Annotated in this window: 13 protein-coding genes; 5 read left to right on the top strand and 8 right to left on the bottom strand. The window is 61.3% G+C overall.

What is annotated here, in order from left to right; genetic code table 11:
* Positions 1-10: 10 nt before the first annotated feature.
* Positions 11-1,360, bottom strand: coding sequence for a TldD/PmbA family protein (locus tag FHX15_RS07880; RefSeq protein WP_184395218.1), 1,350 nt, complete (start codon positions 1,358-1,360; stop codon positions 11-13).
* Between the two features lie 114 nt (positions 1,361-1,474).
* Between FHX15_RS07880 and FHX15_RS07875 the strand changes: the two genes are divergently transcribed.
* Positions 1,475-3,286: a monovalent cation:proton antiporter-2 (CPA2) family protein gene (locus tag FHX15_RS07875; protein WP_184395216.1), complete on the top strand. Its 1,812-nt coding sequence runs from the start codon at positions 1,475-1,477 to the stop codon at positions 3,284-3,286.
* Between the two features lie 20 nt (positions 3,287-3,306).
* Here the strand turns inward: FHX15_RS07875 and FHX15_RS07870 are convergent, their stop codons facing one another.
* The 3 genes from FHX15_RS07870 to FHX15_RS07860 are packed head-to-tail and all read right to left on the bottom strand — an operon-like array spanning position 3,307 to position 6,694.
* A complete protein-coding gene (locus FHX15_RS07870) occupies positions 3,307-4,188 on the bottom strand; it encodes a patatin-like phospholipase family protein (protein ID WP_184395214.1) in 882 nt (293 codons plus the stop codon).
* A 21-nt stretch (positions 4,189-4,209) separates the two neighbouring features.
* A complete protein-coding gene (gene rsmD, locus FHX15_RS07865; RefSeq protein WP_184395213.1) occupies positions 4,210-4,770 on the bottom strand; it encodes a 16S rRNA (guanine(966)-N(2))-methyltransferase RsmD in 561 nt (186 codons plus the stop codon).
* Entirely contained in the window at positions 4,751-6,694 is a 1,944-nt protein-coding gene (locus tag FHX15_RS07860; RefSeq protein WP_184395211.1) for a pseudouridine synthase, read from the bottom strand. Before FHX15_RS07860 ends, rsmD begins: the two co-directional genes overlap by 20 nt.
* 91 nt (positions 6,695-6,785) lie before the next feature.
* On the opposite strand from FHX15_RS07860, the gene FHX15_RS07855 reads away from it, so the two are divergent.
* Positions 6,786-7,223 (top strand): nucleoside deaminase, encoded by a 438-nt coding sequence (locus FHX15_RS07855; protein ID WP_184395373.1) that lies wholly within the window; start codon positions 6,786-6,788, stop codon positions 7,221-7,223.
* A gap of 78 nt (positions 7,224-7,301) precedes the next feature.
* On the opposite strand, the gene FHX15_RS07850 is transcribed toward FHX15_RS07855, so the two are convergent.
* Together FHX15_RS07850 and ileS are read right to left on the bottom strand one after the other, a co-directional pair.
* Complete coding sequence (locus FHX15_RS07850; protein ID WP_184395209.1) at positions 7,302-7,931, bottom strand: hypothetical protein; 630 nt, start codon at positions 7,929-7,931, stop codon at positions 7,302-7,304.
* Between the two features lie 131 nt (positions 7,932-8,062).
* Positions 8,063-10,969, bottom strand: a complete 2,907-nt coding sequence (gene ileS, locus FHX15_RS07845; protein WP_184395207.1) for an isoleucine--tRNA ligase — start codon at positions 10,967-10,969, stop codon at positions 8,063-8,065.
* A 434-nt stretch (positions 10,970-11,403) separates the two neighbouring features.
* Here ileS and FHX15_RS07840 point away from each other — a divergent pair, with 434 nt between their 5' ends.
* The gene (locus FHX15_RS07840) at positions 11,404-12,618 is read left to right on the top strand and encodes an MFS transporter (protein WP_184395205.1); all 1,215 of its coding nucleotides are present in this window, start codon (positions 11,404-11,406) and stop codon (positions 12,616-12,618) included.
* A gap of 61 nt (positions 12,619-12,679) precedes the next feature.
* Here FHX15_RS07840 and FHX15_RS07835 read toward each other — a convergent pair whose 3' ends face one another.
* Positions 12,680-13,663, bottom strand: coding sequence for a bifunctional riboflavin kinase/FAD synthetase (locus tag FHX15_RS07835; protein ID WP_184395203.1), 984 nt, complete (start codon positions 13,661-13,663; stop codon positions 12,680-12,682).
* A 14-nt stretch (positions 13,664-13,677) separates the two neighbouring features.
* On the bottom strand, positions 13,678-14,526 hold the full coding sequence (locus FHX15_RS07830) for a TIGR01459 family HAD-type hydrolase (RefSeq protein ID WP_184395201.1): 849 nt from the start codon (positions 14,524-14,526) through the stop codon (positions 13,678-13,680).
* A 322-nt stretch (positions 14,527-14,848) separates the two neighbouring features.
* On the opposite strand from FHX15_RS07830, the gene groES reads away from it, so the two are divergent.
* Both groES and groL read left to right on the top strand, forming a co-directional pair.
* Positions 14,849-15,145: a co-chaperone GroES gene (gene groES, locus FHX15_RS07825; protein ID WP_012706990.1), complete on the top strand. Its 297-nt coding sequence runs from the start codon at positions 14,849-14,851 to the stop codon at positions 15,143-15,145.
* A gap of 55 nt (positions 15,146-15,200) precedes the next feature.
* Entirely contained in the window at positions 15,201-16,838 is a 1,638-nt protein-coding gene (gene groL / locus FHX15_RS07820; protein WP_184395199.1) for a chaperonin GroEL, read from the top strand.
* The last annotated feature ends 206 nt before the right edge of the window (positions 16,839-17,044 follow it).

Here is a 17,044-nt window from a genome sequence, read left to right as displayed (position 1 = left end):
GATCCGTTCATCAGCGGCCGGCAAGCGTCATGCCTTCAATCGCGAAGGTCGGAGCCGCCACGCCGAACTTACGGTCGATGTCATTGGCGAGCGTCATCCGCATGAACATATCCTTGAGGTTCGAGGCGATCGTCACCTCCGATACGGGGAAAGTGAGTTCGCCGTTCTCGATCCAGAAACCGGTCGCACCTCGGCTGTATTCACCCGTTATCATATTGACGCCCTGGCCGATCAACTCGGTCACGTAGAAACCGTTGCCGACGCTGCGGATCAGCTCTTCAGGCGATATGTCACCGGGCTCCAGTGCCAGATTGGTAGAGGCGGGCGTGACCGAAGTGCCGCCGCGCACGCCGCGGCCATTGGTCTCCAGGCCACCGATTTCATTCGCGGTCGAGGTAGACAGGAACCAGTGCTTGAGCACGCCGTTCTCGATCATCACCAGCCGCTCGCCAGACACGCCTTCGCCGTCGAAGGGACGAGAGGACGGCCCGCGCACGATCAGAGGATCGTCAGTGACCGACAGACCTGCTTTCAGCACCTGCTGGCCCATCTTGTCACGCAGGAAACTTGTCTTGCGGGCGACCGACGCGCCATTGATAGCGCCGGCGATATGGCCGACGAAACCGCGAGCGACACGCGGATCGAAGATGACGGTAATGTCCTTGCCGGTCGGAACTTGCCGCGGATTGACGCGCTTGATGGCGCGCTCGCCGGCACGCCGGCCGATCTCGGCGGGATCATCCAACTCGATATAATAGAGGCGGCTGTCGAAATCGTAGTCTCGCTCCATGCCGGTGCCTTCGCCGGCAATGACGCTGACGGAGTTGCCGAAGCGGGATGCCATATAGCTGCCTTCGAAGCCGTGCGACGTAGCAAGCACCAGCCCGCCCATGCCGGCCGAAGCGCCGGCGCCGGAGGAATTGGTGACACCTTTGACTGCAAGGGCGGCCGCTTCTGCAGCAAGGGCTGCTTCCCGCAGCTGATCGGTGCCGACCTCCGTCGTATCGAGCAACTGCAGATCGGGATAGGTTTTCGCGAGCCGGCTCTCGTCAGCAAGACACGCGAACGAATCCTCCGGCGAGACCTTTGCCATGGCGACGGCGCGCTCGGCGAGCGCCTGCAAGTCGAAACCCGGATTGGCCGAAACGCTTGCCACCCGCTTGCCGATGAAGACGCGGAGCGAAAAGTCGTCGCTCTCGGAGGACTCCGTTCCTTCAACCTTGCCTAAGCGAACGCTGACCGATTGCGCACGCGAGCGGACGACCACAGCGTCGGCGGCATCGGCACCTGCCTTTTTCGCCAGATCGATCAATTGAGTTGCACGGGAAAGAAGCGTCGAGGAATCGATTTTAGGGGACATGATTTGGCCTTTCCTTCCAGTTCCATTTATTGTGCACTCCCGAAAGCATCAAGGCCGTGGATGCCGATTCTTTTCCTGGCTGCCTGCTTGCCCCGCCGTCGAAAGAAACGAAGCATGTCCGCACCCAACGCGCTTTTCTCCGAAACCATCCTGCTGCTCGGCGGTGCGGTCGTAGCCGCACCGATCTTCAAGAAGCTCGGACTAGGAACCGTTCTCGGCTATCTGGCGGCTGGCGTCGTCATCGGACCGATCTTTCATGGCATTACCGATGGCGAGCAGATCCTCGATGTCGCCGAACTCGGTGTCGTCTTCCTGCTGTTCATCATCGGGCTTGAATTGAAGCCCTCCCGTCTCTGGCAGATGCGGCGCGACATTTTCGGCCTGGGTACGGCACAGGTGGTGGTGACGGGCCTGGCCCTGACCGCACTCGCCTGGGTCTGCGGCGTTCTCGACTGGCGCGGCAGCATCGTCGCGGGCTTCGGGCTGGCGCTTTCGTCAACTGCCTTCGCCATGCAGATCCTCGAAGGCGACGGCGATGTGAACACGCGCTATGGGCAGCGCTCCTTCTCCATGTTGCTCTTTCAGGATCTTGCGATCGTGCCGCTTCTGGCCGTCGTCACCATCCTCGATGGCAACAAGGGCAGCGGCAATCCGCTTGCTGATTTCGCCATCTCCGTTGCGGCGGTTGGTGCAATGATCATCATGGGCCGATATCTGCTGACGCCCCTCTTCCAGATCATCGCCCGCACCGGCGCGCGCGAGGCGATGATCGCAGCCGCCCTCTTCGTCGTCATGGGGTCGGCAAGCCTGATGCAGCTTGCCGGGCTTTCGATGGCGATGGGCGCTTTCCTGTCAGGCGTCATGCTGGCGGAATCCTCCTACAGACATGAGTTGGAAGCCGATATCGAGCCTTTCCGCGGCGTGCTGCTCGCTATCTTCTTCATTGCCGTCGGTCTGTCGTTGCAGCTTCAGGTGTTGCTCGACAACGTGCTCTTCATCATCATCGCTGTGCCAGTTGTCATGGCCGTGAAGGCGCTGATCATCTATGCGCTCTGCCGCCTGACACGCTCTTCGCATGACGATGCCGTGCGCATCGCCTTCCTGCTGCCGCAAGGCGGCGAATTCGGCTTCGTGCTGTTCACCGCAGCTGCCGTTGCCGGGTTGATGCCGAGCAGCACGGCCTCGCTTCTTGTGGCAATCGTCACCCTTTCCATGGCACTGACGCCCCTGGGTGCGGCCCTCTCCAAGCGGATGCTGACGGGAGACGCGCATGAGGAACTGGACGAGGATTTCGAGGGTGCCGGTGCTGACGTCCTGATGGTCGGCTTCTCGCGTTTTGGTCAGATCGCCGCACAGATCCTGCTTGCCGGCGGGCGAAGCGTCACCGTCATCGACTTTTCGGCCGACCGCATCCGCCAGGCCTCCTCCTTCGGTTTCCGCATCTATTTCGGCGATGGCACCCGCAAGGACGTGCTGCGCTCGGCGGGCATCGACCGGGCGAAGATCGTACTCGTCTGCACCCAGAAGAAAGAAATTACCGACAAGGTGGTCGAACTGATCCAGGCCGATTACCCGCAGACGACACTCTTCGTGCGTTCCTATGACCGCATCCACTCCATCGAGTTGCGCAACAAGGGCGTCGATTACGAGCTGCGCGAAACGCTGGAATCCGGTCTGCTCTTCGGCCGGCGGACGCTGGAAGCGCTCGGCGTTTCCGAGGTCGATGCCTATGAGATCGGCGAAGACATTCGCAAGCGCGACGAGGCGCGGCTGGTTCTGCAGGTATCCGAGGGTTTGCAGGCGGGCCAAGATCTCTTGTTCTCAACGCCGATCAAGCCGGAACCGTTGGTCAAGCCCAAGCGCGCACCCGATCCTTTCGACACCGATCCACTGGCAAACAGATCAGACGTGACGGCCGATGCCTAAACTTCCACATGGGTGCCGAATTAGCGCTTCAACCGCGCTTCTATTTCCCGGTCGAGGGCATATTTCAGTTCATCCTTGACACCAACGGACATTGCGAGCACGTCGCGCGCCTTCAGGAAATCCATGACGCCGGTGCGGCCAACCGTCGGGCGCAGGAAGATGTGCGGGCGCAGGAGCTTCAGCTTCAAGGAAATCGCTGCTTGCATCATCAGTTGACCGGAACCGAAGATGCTTTCCATGCGGTTCGGGATGTGGGTTCCATCGCCCTCGGGCGCACCGACGACATCGATGCCGATGACGATATCGGCAAGGTCCATCAGGCATTCGTAGGGTACTGGATTGGCGATGCCGCCGTCGATCATCACCCGGCCATGCAGCCTCACCGGCATGAAGACGGCAGGAATGGCCGACGATGCGGCTAGCGCCGGAAAAAGCTGTCCATGCTCGACTATGACCTCGGCCTGGCCGTAATAATCGGTGGCGATCACCTTCATAGGCACGAGCAGATCTTCAAAACGTTGGGGAAGCTCAGATGGCAGGAAGGCTTTCAGAATACGTTCGAGATTGAACTGACCGATGCGAATACCCTTGGCCACGGCATCGCGCACAGTCGTCGGTCGCAATCCCCAGATACGGCTGACGACTGCGGCCTTGTTGCCCACAGTCGCCAGGGCATGTTCGCGGATTTCAGCGCCCGACATGCCGGCCGCCATGCCGGAGCCCATGATGGCGCCGATGGAAGAGCCTGAGATCGCCACGGGACGGATACCGAGTTCATCCAGCGTTTCGATCACATGGATATGCGAGAGGCCGCGCGCACCGCCACCGCCGAAGGCGACGGCGACCGTCGGAAGATCGCTGATCGCAGGCGATTTCGGACTGATGATTTCCGCCTGCGGCACGATCTGCTCCCAACGTGCCGGCTACTGCGGCTGATACCGGAAGAAATGCACTCTGGTGTCGCCGAATATTCGGCTTTCGAGGAAAACATAGGAGGGATGAACCGAAACAGCAACCTCCGCGCGCTCTTCGAGAACGACGATCGCATCGGGCTTCAACCAGCCGCCGTCGGCCGCCGCCGCAAGCGCTTTCTCGCCCAGACCCTTGCCATAGGGCGGGTCGGCAAAAAGCACGTCAAAAGGTTCGAGATTGCCGATGCTGCCGAGGTCGGTCGCATCACGCCGCAGGATACGCGTGCGGCCATGCAGGCCGAGCGCATCGATGTTTTCCCAGAGGAGCGCCCTGCCCTCGACGCTGTTTTCGACAAACAGCGCATGGCGACAGCCGCGTGAAACGGCTTCGAGGCCGACGGCCCCGGTGCCGGCGAAAAGATCGAGAATCCGGGTGCCGTCGATACATTCCGGATAGGCATGGCTCAGAATGTTGAACAGGCTCTCACGCGTCCGGTCCGCAGTCGGCCGGATGTCGTTGGATTTTGGTACGGCTAGCGGCCGTCCGCGAAACTCACCGCCGACGATCCGCACCGCGCGTCATTCCCTTGCCTTTCGCACCACCTCTGGACGGCCCGCCGGAAGGCCTGCCGCCGCCACCCGGCCGATCGCCTTTCGGCTTGCCGGAAAAACTCTTTCCGCCACGGGGTTTGTCCCCAAAAGGCTTGTCGCCGCGCGAACGTTCCGAACGGCCCTCACCGCCAAAGCTTCCAGCCGGACGGGAACGCTCTCCGCCCTCCTCGCGAGAGCGCTCACGGAAGGGGCGCGCACCTTCTTCACCTTCCGCACGCAGACGGCGCTCACCGCGCGGCTTCGCGCCGAAAGGCTTGTCGCCAAAGGATTTTCCGCCACGGGGACGTTCCGAACGGCCCTCGCCACCGAAGCTGCGCGCCGGACGCGATGAGCGTTCGCCGCCTTCGTCACGCGGACGATCGCGGAAGGAACGCAGACGTTCCTCCCCTTCCGTGCGCGAACGGCGCTCGCCACGCGGCTTATCACCAAAGGGCCGATCACCGCGAGGACGATCGGAGCGGCCCTCACCGCCGAAGCTTCTGGCCGGGCGCGAACGCTCGCCACCTTCTTCGCGCGCAGGGCGATCGCCGAAGGAGCGCTTGCGGCCGAAACCTTCGTCCTCGTCGCGCTTGCGGGGTGCCTCGCTCGAACGAATCCACTCGCCATCCTCTTCGTGGACGCGATTGATCTGCGGACGCGGACGATCGCTCGTGCGGTCGAAACGCGGTTCCTTTGCCGGGGCGGATGTTTCACCGCGGCGGCGGGCGGTCTGCGCATTCTTGGCGGCCTTGGCCGCAGCTTTCTCGCCGAGCGGACGGGCGCCGGGCGCCATCCAGACATTGGCATTGCGGCGGCTGCCGAGCGCGGGGCGCTTCGGTCTGTCGTCGTCACCGCGGCGGTCATCCTTTCGATCATCCCGGCGGTCGTCGCGCCTGGTGTCGAGGCGGCTGAGAGCACGCTCGCGCTTGTCTTCGTCGCGGCGCGGGCGCTCGCGACGAACGGGCGCCGGCTCCTCGGCCTCTTCGGCGGCAACCGCGGGCGCGTTATAAATCGGCGCATCGAAATTCGCCTTGGCATCTTCGATGAGGCGCGGGCCAAGCTGGTCGCGCAGCGTGCGGCCGCGGACCTCGATCACCTGGCCCTCGGGCAGTTCGCCAAGCTGGAAGGGGCCGTAGGAGACGCGGATCAGGCGGTTGACCTCGAGGCCAAGCGCGCCGAGCACGTTCTTGATTTCACGGTTCTTGCCTTCGCGCAGCCCCATGGTGATCCAGACGTTGGACCCCTGAGTGCGGTCGAGCGTCGCTTCGATGGAGCCGTAGAGAACGCCATCGACGGCGATGCCGTCCTTCAGCTTGTCCAACGCGTCCTGATCGATATCGCCATGGGCGCGCACACGGTAGCGGCGCAGCCAGCCCGTGGTCGGCAGCTCCAGTGCACGGGCGAGGCCGCCATCATTGGTGAGCAGCAGCAGGCCTTCGGTATTGATGTCGAGGCGGCCGATCGACATGACCCGCGGAAGCTCTTCCGGCAGATTGTCGAAGACGGTCGGTCGTCCCTCCGGATCCGAATTCGTCGTCACAAGTCCCTGCGGCTTGTGGTAGAGCCACAGGCGCGTGCGCTCGATGCCGCGGATCGGCACGCCATCGACTTCGATCTTGTCTTCGAGCGTGACGTTGACGACGGGCGTGTCCAAGAGCCTGCCGTTCAACGTGACGCGGCCGTCCATGATCATGCGTTCGATATCGCGACGGGAGGCGACGCCGGCGCGCGCCATCACCTTGGAGATGCGTTCCGCCTTGGGGTCGCCATCCGCTTCGTTAGCCGCGACTTTCGCCGCAGCAGCCTTGAACGGCTTCTCGCTACCGGTCTTCGGGCCGCTTTTGGACCGGGCTTCGCGCGCCGGAACCTTGCTGCCTGGGCGTTTTGGCTTGTCTTTGGATGTCATTTGTTGTTTGCCTGCCTTTTCCGGCCTGTCTATCAGGTCATGCACCCGCGGTTAAGTGGAAATTCTTGCGAACGTGAAGACAAATCGATTTATGGAGATGGCACTTGTAGAAGCGCGCGCCGCCGGAGAACGCGGCGAAGTGCCGATCGGTGCCGTCGTCGTCGTCGATGGCGAAGCAGTCGCAAGCTCCGGAAACCGCACGCGGGAACTCAACGACATCACCGCCCATGCGGAGATCGCCGCGATCCGCATGGCTGCCGACAAGCTTGGCCAGGAGCGGCTCGTCGGCGCTGATCTCTATGTCACACTCGAGCCTTGCACCATGTGTGCGGCCGCCATTTCCTTTGCCCGGATCCGAAGGCTCTATTACGGAGCAGAAGACCCGAAGGGCGGCGCTGTCGATAATGGCGTGCGCTTCTACGCCAAGCCAACCTGCCATCACGCACCGGAAGTTTATTCCGGATTCAACGAGACCGAATCTGCGGATCTGTTGCGCACATTCTTTTCCGGGAAACGCGACCTGCCGTGATGTGCACGCTCCGTTTGCGAGCCATCTCACACCATGCTGACCCAACGCCGATTCTCGGCGAACAGCCGTCAGCCGATCCTACTGAAGGATCTGCCACCACTTGGTGCCGCTGTTTGCGACTGCGGCGTCTTTCTTGCGCTGCTTTTCCTTCTTCTGCTCCGGCGTGCCGAGGTCATCGAGCTTTGCCGGATCGTCGACGGCGCGATATTCGGTCGGCGGATCGGAAATATAGCGGCGCTGGTCGATATAGGCACCCTTCTGCAGGGCGCGAGCTTCGCGATAGGCTTTGGTCTGGGCTTCCGTCGTCTGGCGGCCGCCTTCGATGGCGGAGCTGGCGAGCGGCGAGCGATAGCTCGGATTGTCCGAGTTCTCGTCGGCTTCCTTGACAAGGCGCTTGCGGGCTTCCTCCGGGGATTCAACCCACTGCGGATTGTCCTTGTTGGCTACCGTTTCCTGCGGCTGAACCAGCGTTTCCTTCTGGTCCTTCGCGGGCATGACCAGCGTCGGTCGCGGCGTATACTTGACGCCGGAATTCTTAGGGCCGGGGCCGGTCAGCGAAACGGACTGGCCGAGGTCGTCGGCAAGCTGTTCCATGGCGGTCTTGTCGGTGCCGTAGGTCGGGCTGCTGGCGCAACCTGACATCATGGAGCTTCCCGCCATCGCAAGAGACAGGCAGGCGCCCAAACGGAACCAATGCGTCGCTAACATGAAATCCCTTCCCGCATGCCGGAATCAGTACTGCCCACCGGACAATCGTCCCCCTGACGCAAAAATCCGGCCATTTTCAGGCAGCTTTTACCGGATGAACGCCGCAAAGGCAATTCACCCGGCAAATATCTTCAGGCCCTGATGCCGAGTTCGCGGAGTGCGGCCGCGTCACGCGCCGAGACGTCGGGATAATCAGGATCGGAACCGACATCGGTGGTGATGCGCCAGGAACGGGCGCACTTTACGCCTTCGGCAAGCTTGGGAACGACAGCGACGTCAGGGACTTCCGGCAGCCGGAAAGCGTCAGCCGGGCCGGCATCCGGCTCGATCGCGATACCGGAGGTGATGCAGACTTCGCTGAAATCCTGACCTTCGAGCGCCTTCAACAATTCCGCGTCGGTGACATAGACGACCGGTGCTGCCTCGAGCGACGAGCCGATGCGCTTGTCCTTGCGCTCGATTTCGAGCGCGCCGGTCACGACGCTGCGGATCGCGCGGATCTTCTTCCACTTCTCGGCCAGAGCGTCGTTGCGCCATTCTTTCGCGACCGGAGCGAACTGCTCCAGATGCACAGAGACGGCCGACGGATTGCGCGAGAGCCACGCTTCTTCGGTCGTGAAGGGCAGCATCGGCGCAAGCCAGGTCACCACACAATCGAAGATCATGCGGATGACATAGAGCGCCGAGCGGCGGCGAAGGCTGGAAGGCGCATCGCAGTAGAGCGCGTCCTTGCGGATGTCGAAGTAGAAGGCCGAGAGTTCGACATTTGCAAAGTCGATCAATGCTCGGGCGATCTTCTTGAAGTCGAAAGCGTCATAGTTCTCCCGCACGAGCTGATCGAGCTCTGACAGGCGATGCAGCATCAGCTGTTCCAGCTCCGGCAGATCGGCGAGCGCGATGACCTCGCCCTTGTCGTGCGCCAGCGTGCCGAGCATCCAGCGGATGGTATTGCGCAGCTTACGATAGGCATCGACGTTGGTCTGGATGATCGTCTTGCCGACGCGCAGATCGTCCGCATAGTCAGAGGTCATGACCCAGAGACGAAGGATGTCGGCGCCGGCATCCTTCATCACCTCCTGCGGCGAAGTGACATTGCCCTTCGACTTTGACATCTTCTCGCCCTTCTCGTCCATGGTGAAGCCATGGGTAAGGACGGCGTTGTAGGGCGCACGGCCGCGCGTCGCCGCCGATTCCAGAAGCGACGAATGGAACCAGCCGCGATGCTGGTCGGAACCTTCGAGATAAAGATCGGCCGGCCATTTCAGGTCGGGGCGGTCTTCCAGCGTGAAAGTGTGCGTGGAGCCCGAGTCGAACCAGACATCGAGGATGTCCATGACCTGAGACCACTTGGCCGGGTCATGCTCATTGCCGAGGAAACGTTCCTTGGCGCCTTCGGCAAACCAGGCATCGGCGCCTTCGGCATCGAACGCATCGAGGATGCGCTGGTTGACGGCATCGTCCTGCAGCACTTCGCCGTGCTCGTCGACGAAGACGCAGATCGGCACACCCCAGGCGCGCTGACGTGACAGAACCCAGTCCGGGCGCTGCTCGATCATCGCGCGCAGGCGGTTCTGGCCGGCAGCCGGCACGAAGCGGGTATCGTCGATCGCCTTGAGCGCCCGAGTGCGCAGCGTCGTTCCGTCGGCGAGCGTCTTGTCCATATAGACGAACCACTGCGGCGTATTGCGGAAGATCACCGGCTTCTTGGAGCGCCAGGAATGCGGATACTGATGCTTCAGGCGGCCGCGGGCAAAGAGCGCGTTACGTTCGATCAGCGCCTTGATGACGCGGTCGTTGGCATCGCCCTTCTTACCGTTGTCGTCGATGACGCGCGCGCCTTCGAAGCCGGGCGCGTCAGCGGTGTAGAAGCCGCCATCGTCGACCGGGAACGGGATTTTGGTCTCGATACCGCGTGCCCCGATCTCGCGGCTATGCGCCATCCAGACATCAAAGTCTTCGCGGCCGTGGCTCGGCGCGGTATGGACGAAGCCGGTACCTGCATCATCGGTGACGTGATCGCCATCGAGCAGCGGCACAGTGAATTCATAGCCACCGTCGAGACCCTTCAGCGGATGGTCGCAGATGATGCTGGCGAGATCTGCGGCCGTGACGTCAGCGAGACGCTTGTATTGCAGCTTTGCCTTGGTGAAGGATTCTTCGGCGAGCTTATCGGCGAAGATCAGCTTCTCGCCTGGACGCGGGCCAAAATCGTTCTCGGCGGCCGTCACTTCGTAAAGGCCGTAGGAAACGCGCGAGGAATAGGCGATCGCCCGGTTGCCGGGGATCGTCCAGGGGGTTGTGGTCCAGATGACGACGAAGGCATCCTTGAGACCATCAGAAGCCTTCGCGACCGGGAACTTCACCCAGATCGTGTCGCTCTCGTAGTCATGATACTCGACTTCGGCTTCCGCCAGCGCCGTGCGCTCGACGACCGACCACATGATCGGCTTGGAGCCGCGATAGAGCTGGCCGCTCCTGGCGATCTTCAGCAGCTCGCCGGCGATGCGGCTTTCCGCATGGAAGTTCATCGTCAGATACGGGTTTTCAAAATCGCCGACGATACCAAGGCGCTGGAATTCACTGCCCTGGATGGCGATCCACTTTTCGGCATAGGCGCGGCATTCGCGGCGGAATTCGATCATCGCCGACGGCTCTGTCAGGTCAGGCTTGGCCTTGCCCTTGGCGCGATAGTTTTCTTCCTCAATCTTCCATTCGATCGGCAGGCCGTGGCAATCCCAGCCCGGAACATAGTTGGAGTCGTAACCGCGCATCTGGAAAGAGCGCGTGATGACGTCCTTGAGGATCTTGTTCAGCGCGTGGCCGATATGGATATTGCCGTTCGCATAGGGCGGGCCGTCGTGCAGGACGAATTTTTCGCGGCCAGCGGCGGAGGCGCGCAGCTTCTTGTAGAGGTCCATCTGCTGCCAGCGGGCAACGAGTTCCGGCTCCTTCTGCGGCAGGCCAGCGCGCATCGGGAAATCCGTCTCAGGCAAATAGAGGGTCTTCGAGTAATCGATCTTTTCGGCTGTGTCGGTCATGTGGGACAATCGTTTCTGGCGGCCCAACAAGGGCACGCGGATATGAAATCTGTGGTGACGGAGAGCGCTCGTTCAATCCAAGCGCCGAAAACCCGGACCTTCCGGCCGCTCAGCGCGCGCGGAAGACCGGGCCGATAATTCGTATCGAGTGCGCCAGCCGGAATTTACTCATCGGGCCGGTTCATAGGCGCTTTTCAGCGGAAAAGGAAGAGGGATTTCAGTCCCGCTATCTCACGAATAACCGCAGGCCGAGCGCCTGACGCACCAAAAACGACCGACAAGCAGTGGCGACACGCCGTGGCTGCGACCTTGTTGCTACCGATGCAAAAAATCCAAAACCGCTGTCGAATTCCTCGTTGGCCAAACGTCTTTGACTCGTGGGCACAAGAAATTCATCATCCCGGTCAAACCCGCCCGCAAGGAGTGATGTCGATATGAGCAGTTCCTATCGTTGGGTTATTGTCGCTGCCGGCGCACTGATGACGTGCGTTGCTCTCGGCGCCATGTTTTCTCTCGCCATTTTCCAGCAACCGATCGCCGACGCGACAGGCTGGTCGCATGCAGGCATTGCCAGTGCCATGACGCTGAATTTCATCGTCATGGGCATAGGCGGCTTTTTCTGGGGTGCTGCCAGCGATCGGTTCGGACCGCGCCCGGTGGTGCTGATCGGTGCCGTCATCCTCGGGCTGGCCCTGGTTCTCGCCAGCCGCGCGCAAACGCTTCTGCAATTCCAGCTCACCTATGGCGTGCTCGTCGGATTTTCGGCCAGCGCCTTCTTCGCGCCGATGATTGCCGCGACAACCGCATGGTTCGACGAGAACCGCGGTCTGGCCGTCTCACTGGTCTCGGCAGGCATGGGTGTTGCGCCGATGACGATCTCGCCCTTCGCGCGTTGGCTGATCACCGCCTATGAATGGCGCCCAGCGATGATGATCATCGGCATCGGCGCGCTGATCCTGATGATCCCGGCAGCACTTCTCGTGCGCCGGCCGCCGTCGCCGCCGCAGGATGCCCATGAGGCCATCGTGTCGGCCGATGGCAGTGCCCCCAATCTGTGGAAGGTTTTCCGCTCGCCGCAGTTCATCGTGCTCGGACTGACCTTCTTCGCCTGCTGTGCCGCCCATTCCGGCCCGATCTTCCATATGGTGAGCTACGCAACGCTCTGCGGCGTCGCCCCGATGGCTGCCGTCAGTATCTACAGTGTCGAGGGTCTTGCCGGTCTCGGCGGGCGTCTGCTCTATGGCACGCTGGCGGACCGGATCGGCGTGAAGCCGGTCATCATCGCGGGCCTGCTGGTGCAGGCGGCCGCCCTTGCCACCTATCTCGCCGTCAGCAAGCTTGGGGAGTTCTATGCGCTCGCCGTCATCTTCGGCAGCGCCTATGGCGGGGTGATGCCGCTCTATGCCGTGCTGGCGCGTGAATATTTCGGCCCGCGCATCATCGGCACGGTGTTCGGGGCGGCAACGATGCTCTCCAGTATCGGCATGGCCTTCGGCCCGCTGATCGGCGGCTGGATCTACGATACCTATGCCAATTATTCGTGGCTCTTCATCGGCTCAGCGTTGGTCGGGCTCGGTGCGGCAGCGATTGCGCTCGCTTTCCCGCCGCTACCGCGGCAGAAGGCGCAGCCGGCGCTCGGCACGGCCTGAACGGTCTTCGTTTTTACGCAATTCCGGACGCAAAACATCCGAGCACTTTTGCTGGAATTGCTCAGTCGAAACAGAGCTTCCGGTCGAGCTCGCCGAGCGGTCTCACACCTGATAGCAGTGCCCTCGCCTCCTCCTCGTCGCGCTTGATCTGCGCGACGAGCGGATCGAGCCCGTCGAATTTCAGTTCGGGGCGCAGATAGCCGAAGAAGGAGACTGAACAGGTCTGGCCATAGAGATCACCGCTGAAATCGAAAAGATAGGTTTCAAGCAGCGGCGCACCGTTTTCCGTCACCGTCGGGCGGCGGCCGTAGCTTGCCACCGCATCGTAGAGCCTGCCGTTTTCGAGACGGAAGCGGACTGCGTAAATGCCGGAGGCGAGTTCCGCTTCCGGCGGCAACTGCATATTGGCTGTCGGAAAGCCGAGCTGCCGTCCAAGCTTCTCGCCATCAATGACCTTCGACTGTACCGTATAGTGATAGCCGAGCATGGCAGCGACGGCTGAGACGTCGCCTTCCTTCAAAAGTGCCCGGACATGGCTCGAGGAGACGACATCGGTGTTCTCGTCGCGGAAGGCGTCGATCAGGGTGACTCCGAAGCCATATCTGTTGCCCGCATCCATCAGGAAGGCAGGGCCGCCTTCCCGGCCACGGCCGAAATGGAAGTCGAAGCCGGTCACCACCTCGGAAGCTCCGAGCCAGTCCTTCAGGATGGAATGGATGAAATCCTCTGCCGAACGCTGTGAAAAATCATAGTCGAACGGATATTCGATGACCGCGTTGAAGCCGAGTTCTTCCAGGATGCGCGCCTTGAGGGGCGCCGGCGTCAGACGGAAGACCGGCGCGTCCGGCTTGAAGACGGTGCGCGGATGCGGCTCGAAGGTCAACACCAGAGCTGGAACAGCGCGCTCCCGCGCGATATCGAGCGCCCTGTTCAACACCGATTGATGGCCGCGATGGACGCCATCGAAATTGCCGATGGCGATAACGCCGCCTTTGAGGTGCTCAGGCAGGGGGTCGCGGGTTTCGTTGCGGTGGAAAACGGTCATCGGATTGAATTCTCTTATGCGAGGCGCGGCATCCACCACTCGGGTGCGGCTTTTTCCCGTTCGAGATAGGCGTGCAGGATCGCCTCGTCGGTCTCGCCGTTCAACGTATATTCCTTCGCATGGATACCACCGCTGATGTAGAGCAGGTCGAGGCCATAATTCAAGGCGCCGCGAACATCTGTCGGCATGCCGTCGCCGATCGCCAGAACGCGTTCGATCGGGAAATTGCCCCGCACTTCACGGGCTGCGGCAAGCGTTGCTTCATAGATCGGCCGGTGCGGCTTCCCGGCAATACGGGTGGAACCGCCAAGCTGCTCGTAGTAGGCGGCCATGGCGCCGGCGCAGGGAATGATGCGGTGGCCGCGCTCGACGACGAGATCGGGATTGGCGCAGATCATCGGCACGTTGCGGGATTTGAACTCCAACAGCATATCTGTGTAATCCTCGGGCTTCTGCGTCTCGTCATCGAAAAAGCCGGTGCAGACAACGGAGGTGGCCTCGCCGGCTGAAGCACGCTCGATATCCAGGCCTTCGAGAATTGGGTTGTCACGCTCGGGGCCGAGCAGGAAAACCTTGCGCGGACCTTCGGCAATCAGTGCCCGCGTGACATCGCCTGAGGTGACGATGCGGTCATAGGCCCCGTCGGGCACGCCGATCTGGCGCAACTGCTCGACGACCTGCCAGGAGACGCGTGGTGAATTGGTGATGAGAACGACAGTCAGACCCGCGGCGCGAGCGGCCTGCAGCGCCTCGCCAGCTTTGGGAAACGGATCGACGCCGTTATGGACGACACCCCAGACATCGCAGAGCACCGCGTCATATCGATCGGTAATCTCAGAGAAGTTCGCAATCCGCTTTGCCATTCCGCTTTCCTGCTTCGCTTTCGGTCCCCGGTGACATTGCAAAGGCGGGCTTCGATGGCAAGGCATTTTCTGCGTTTGAAGAGTGTGAGGGAGGAGGATAAAGATGGCGGGATTAAAGCCGGACGTGGCCCGGGCTCGATAACCATATTGACGAATCCCGCCCGCCTCCACAATTCCGGCGCAAAAATCCGTGAAGGCTCTTCTTGACTCCTTTCGGAGCCATCCCTAAATGCACGGCGCTAGCACTCACAGCAGTTGAGTGCTAACATCATCCTTGTGGGCCACCCGGTCCGCGAATGTCATTTGATCGAGGGATTAGACAATGGCAAGCACCAATTTCCGTCCGCTTCACGATCGCGTCGTCGTTCGCCGCGTTGAATCCGAAGAGAAGACCAAGGGCGGCATCATCATCCCGGATACCGCTAAGGAAAAGCCGCAGGAAGGCGAAATCGTCGCTGTCGGCTCCGGCGCCCGTGACGAGTCCGGCAAGGTCGTTCCGCTCGACGTCAAGGCCGGCGACCGCGTTCTGTTCGGCAAGTGGTCGGGCACGGAAGTCAAGATCAACGGCGAAGACCTTCTCATCATGAAGGAAGCCGACATCATGGGCATTATCGGCTAATCAGCCTGATGTCTTTCACCTGATACGTTGACACCCCTTTTCAGGAGTTCTCAAAATGGCAGCTAAAGAAGTAAAATTCGGCCGTGGCGCGCGCGAAAAGATGCTGCGCGGCGTCGATATCCTCGCTGACGCAGTGAAGGTCACCCTCGGTCCGAAGGGCCGTAACGTCGTTATCGACAAGTCCTTCGGTGCTCCGCGCATCACCAAGGACGGTGTTTCTGTCGCCAAGGAAATCGAACTCGAAGACAAGTTCGAAAACATGGGCGCCCAGATGGTCCGCGAAGTTGCTTCGAAGACCAACGATGTTGCCGGCGACGGCACCACGACTGCAACGGTTCTCGCACAGGCCATCGTTCGCGAAGGCGCAAAGGCAGTTGCTGCCGGCATGAACCCGATGGACCTGAAGCGCGGTATCGACCTCGCTGTTGCTGAAGTCGTCAAGGATCTCCAGGCCAAGGCCAAGAAGATCAACACGTCGGAAGAAGTTGCCCAGGTCGGCACGATCTCCGCAAACGGCGAAAAGCAGGTCGGTCTCGACATTGCTGAAGCAATGCAGAAGGTCGGCAACGAAGGCGTTATCACCGTCGAAGAAGCCAAGACCGCTGAAACCGAACTCGAAGTCGTCGAAGGCATGCAGTTCGACCGCGGCTATCTGAGCCCCTACTTCGTCACCAACCCGGAAAAGATGGTTGCTGACCTCGAAGACGCCTTCATCCTCCTGCACGAAAAGAAGCTCTCGAACCTGCAGTCCATGCTCCCGGTTCTCGAAGCTGTCGTTCAGACCGGCAAGCCGCTCCTCATCATCGCTGAAGACGTCGAAGGCGAAGCCCTTGCGACCCTCGTCGTCAACAAGCTGCGCGGCGGCCTGAAGATCGCTGCTGTCAAGGCTCCGGGCTTTGGCGACCGTCGCAAGGCCATGCTGGAAGACATCGCCATCCTCACGGGCGGCACTGTCATCTCCGAAGACCTCGGCATCAAGCTCGAGTCTGTCACCCTCGACATGCTCGGCCGCACCAAGAAGGTCTCGATCTCCAAGGAAAACACCACGATCGTTGACGGTGCCGGCGCCAAGTCCGACATCGAAGGCCGTGTTGCCCAGATTAAGGCCCAGATCGAAGAAACCACTTCCGACTACGACCGCGAAAAGCTGCAGGAACGTCTTGCGAAGCTCGCCGGCGGCGTTGCCGTTATCCGCGTCGGCGGCTCGACGGAAGTCGAAGTGAAGGAAAAGAAGGACCGCATCGACGACGCGCTCAACGCGACGCGCGCTGCTGTTCAGGAAGGCATCGTACCGGGCGGCGGCGTCGCTCTGCTGCGTTCTTCCACGAAGATCAAGGCCAAGGGCGAAAACGACGACCAGGAAGCCGGCATCAACATCGTTCGCCGCGCTCTCCAGGCTCTGGTTCGCCAGATCGCTGAAAACGCTGGTGACGAAGCTTCGATCGTTGTCGGCAAGATCCTCGACAAGAACGAAGACAACTACGGTTACAACGCCCAGACCGGCGAATATGGCGACCTGATCCAGCTCGGCATCGTCGACCCGGTCAAGGTTGTCCGCACGGCTCTGCAGAACGCAGCCTCGGTTGCTTCGCTGCTGATCACCACGGAAGCCATGATCGCTGAGCTGCCGAAGAAGGACGCTCCGGCAATGCCGGGCGGCATGGGCGGCATGGGCGGTATGGACATGATGTAAGAAGCCGAGGGGCTCTTACAGCATCGTCCATAAAACCGCCCATCCTCTAAAAGTGGTTCAGCGCGTCAAGCGCGCTGAACTGGCGGTATGGACATGATGTGAGACCCTTCTGGTCATACATCTGAGCTATCCGGTTCAGTTCGTGGAGGGCGGTCTTCGGGCCGCCCTTTTCTCTTATGCGGCGATTCGAAAATACCTCGTCGCCT

Origin of the sequence: Rhizobium sp. BK650, from assembly GCF_014195325.1 — a bacterium.
GTDB lineage: Bacteria > Pseudomonadota > Alphaproteobacteria > Rhizobiales > Rhizobiaceae > Rhizobium.
Note: the sequence above shows the minus strand (reverse complement) of the source record. Positions and strands in the feature narration are given on the sequence as shown.

Bases quoted from the DNA above. Each gene is read 5' to 3' on its own strand.
- FHX15_RS07860 (WP_184395211.1), bottom strand. From the start codon at position 6,694: ATGACATCCAAAGACAAGCCAAAACGCCCAGGCAGCAAGGTTCCGGCG.
- FHX15_RS07880 (WP_184395218.1), bottom strand. From the start codon at position 1,360: ATGTCCCCTAAAATCGATTCCTCGACGCTTCTTTCCCGTGCAACTCAA.
- FHX15_RS07855 (WP_184395373.1), top strand. From the start codon at position 6,786: ATGGAGATGGCACTTGTAGAAGCGCGCGCCGCCGGAGAACGCGGCGAA.
- FHX15_RS07850 (WP_184395209.1), bottom strand. From the start codon at position 7,931: ATGTTAGCGACGCATTGGTTCCGTTTGGGCGCCTGCCTGTCTCTTGCG.
- ileS (WP_184395207.1), bottom strand. From the start codon at position 10,969: ATGACCGACACAGCCGAAAAGATCGATTACTCGAAGACCCTCTATTTG.
- FHX15_RS07830 (WP_184395201.1), bottom strand. From the start codon at position 14,526: ATGGCAAAGCGGATTGCGAACTTCTCTGAGATTACCGATCGATATGAC.
- FHX15_RS07840 (WP_184395205.1), top strand. From the start codon at position 11,404: ATGAGCAGTTCCTATCGTTGGGTTATTGTCGCTGCCGGCGCACTGATG.
- FHX15_RS07875 (WP_184395216.1), top strand. From the start codon at position 1,475: ATGTCCGCACCCAACGCGCTTTTCTCCGAAACCATCCTGCTGCTCGGC.
- groL (WP_184395199.1), top strand. From the start codon at position 15,201: ATGGCAGCTAAAGAAGTAAAATTCGGCCGTGGCGCGCGCGAAAAGATG.
- groES (WP_012706990.1), top strand. From the start codon at position 14,849: ATGGCAAGCACCAATTTCCGTCCGCTTCACGATCGCGTCGTCGTTCGC.
- FHX15_RS07835 (WP_184395203.1), bottom strand. From the start codon at position 13,663: ATGACCGTTTTCCACCGCAACGAAACCCGCGACCCCCTGCCTGAGCAC.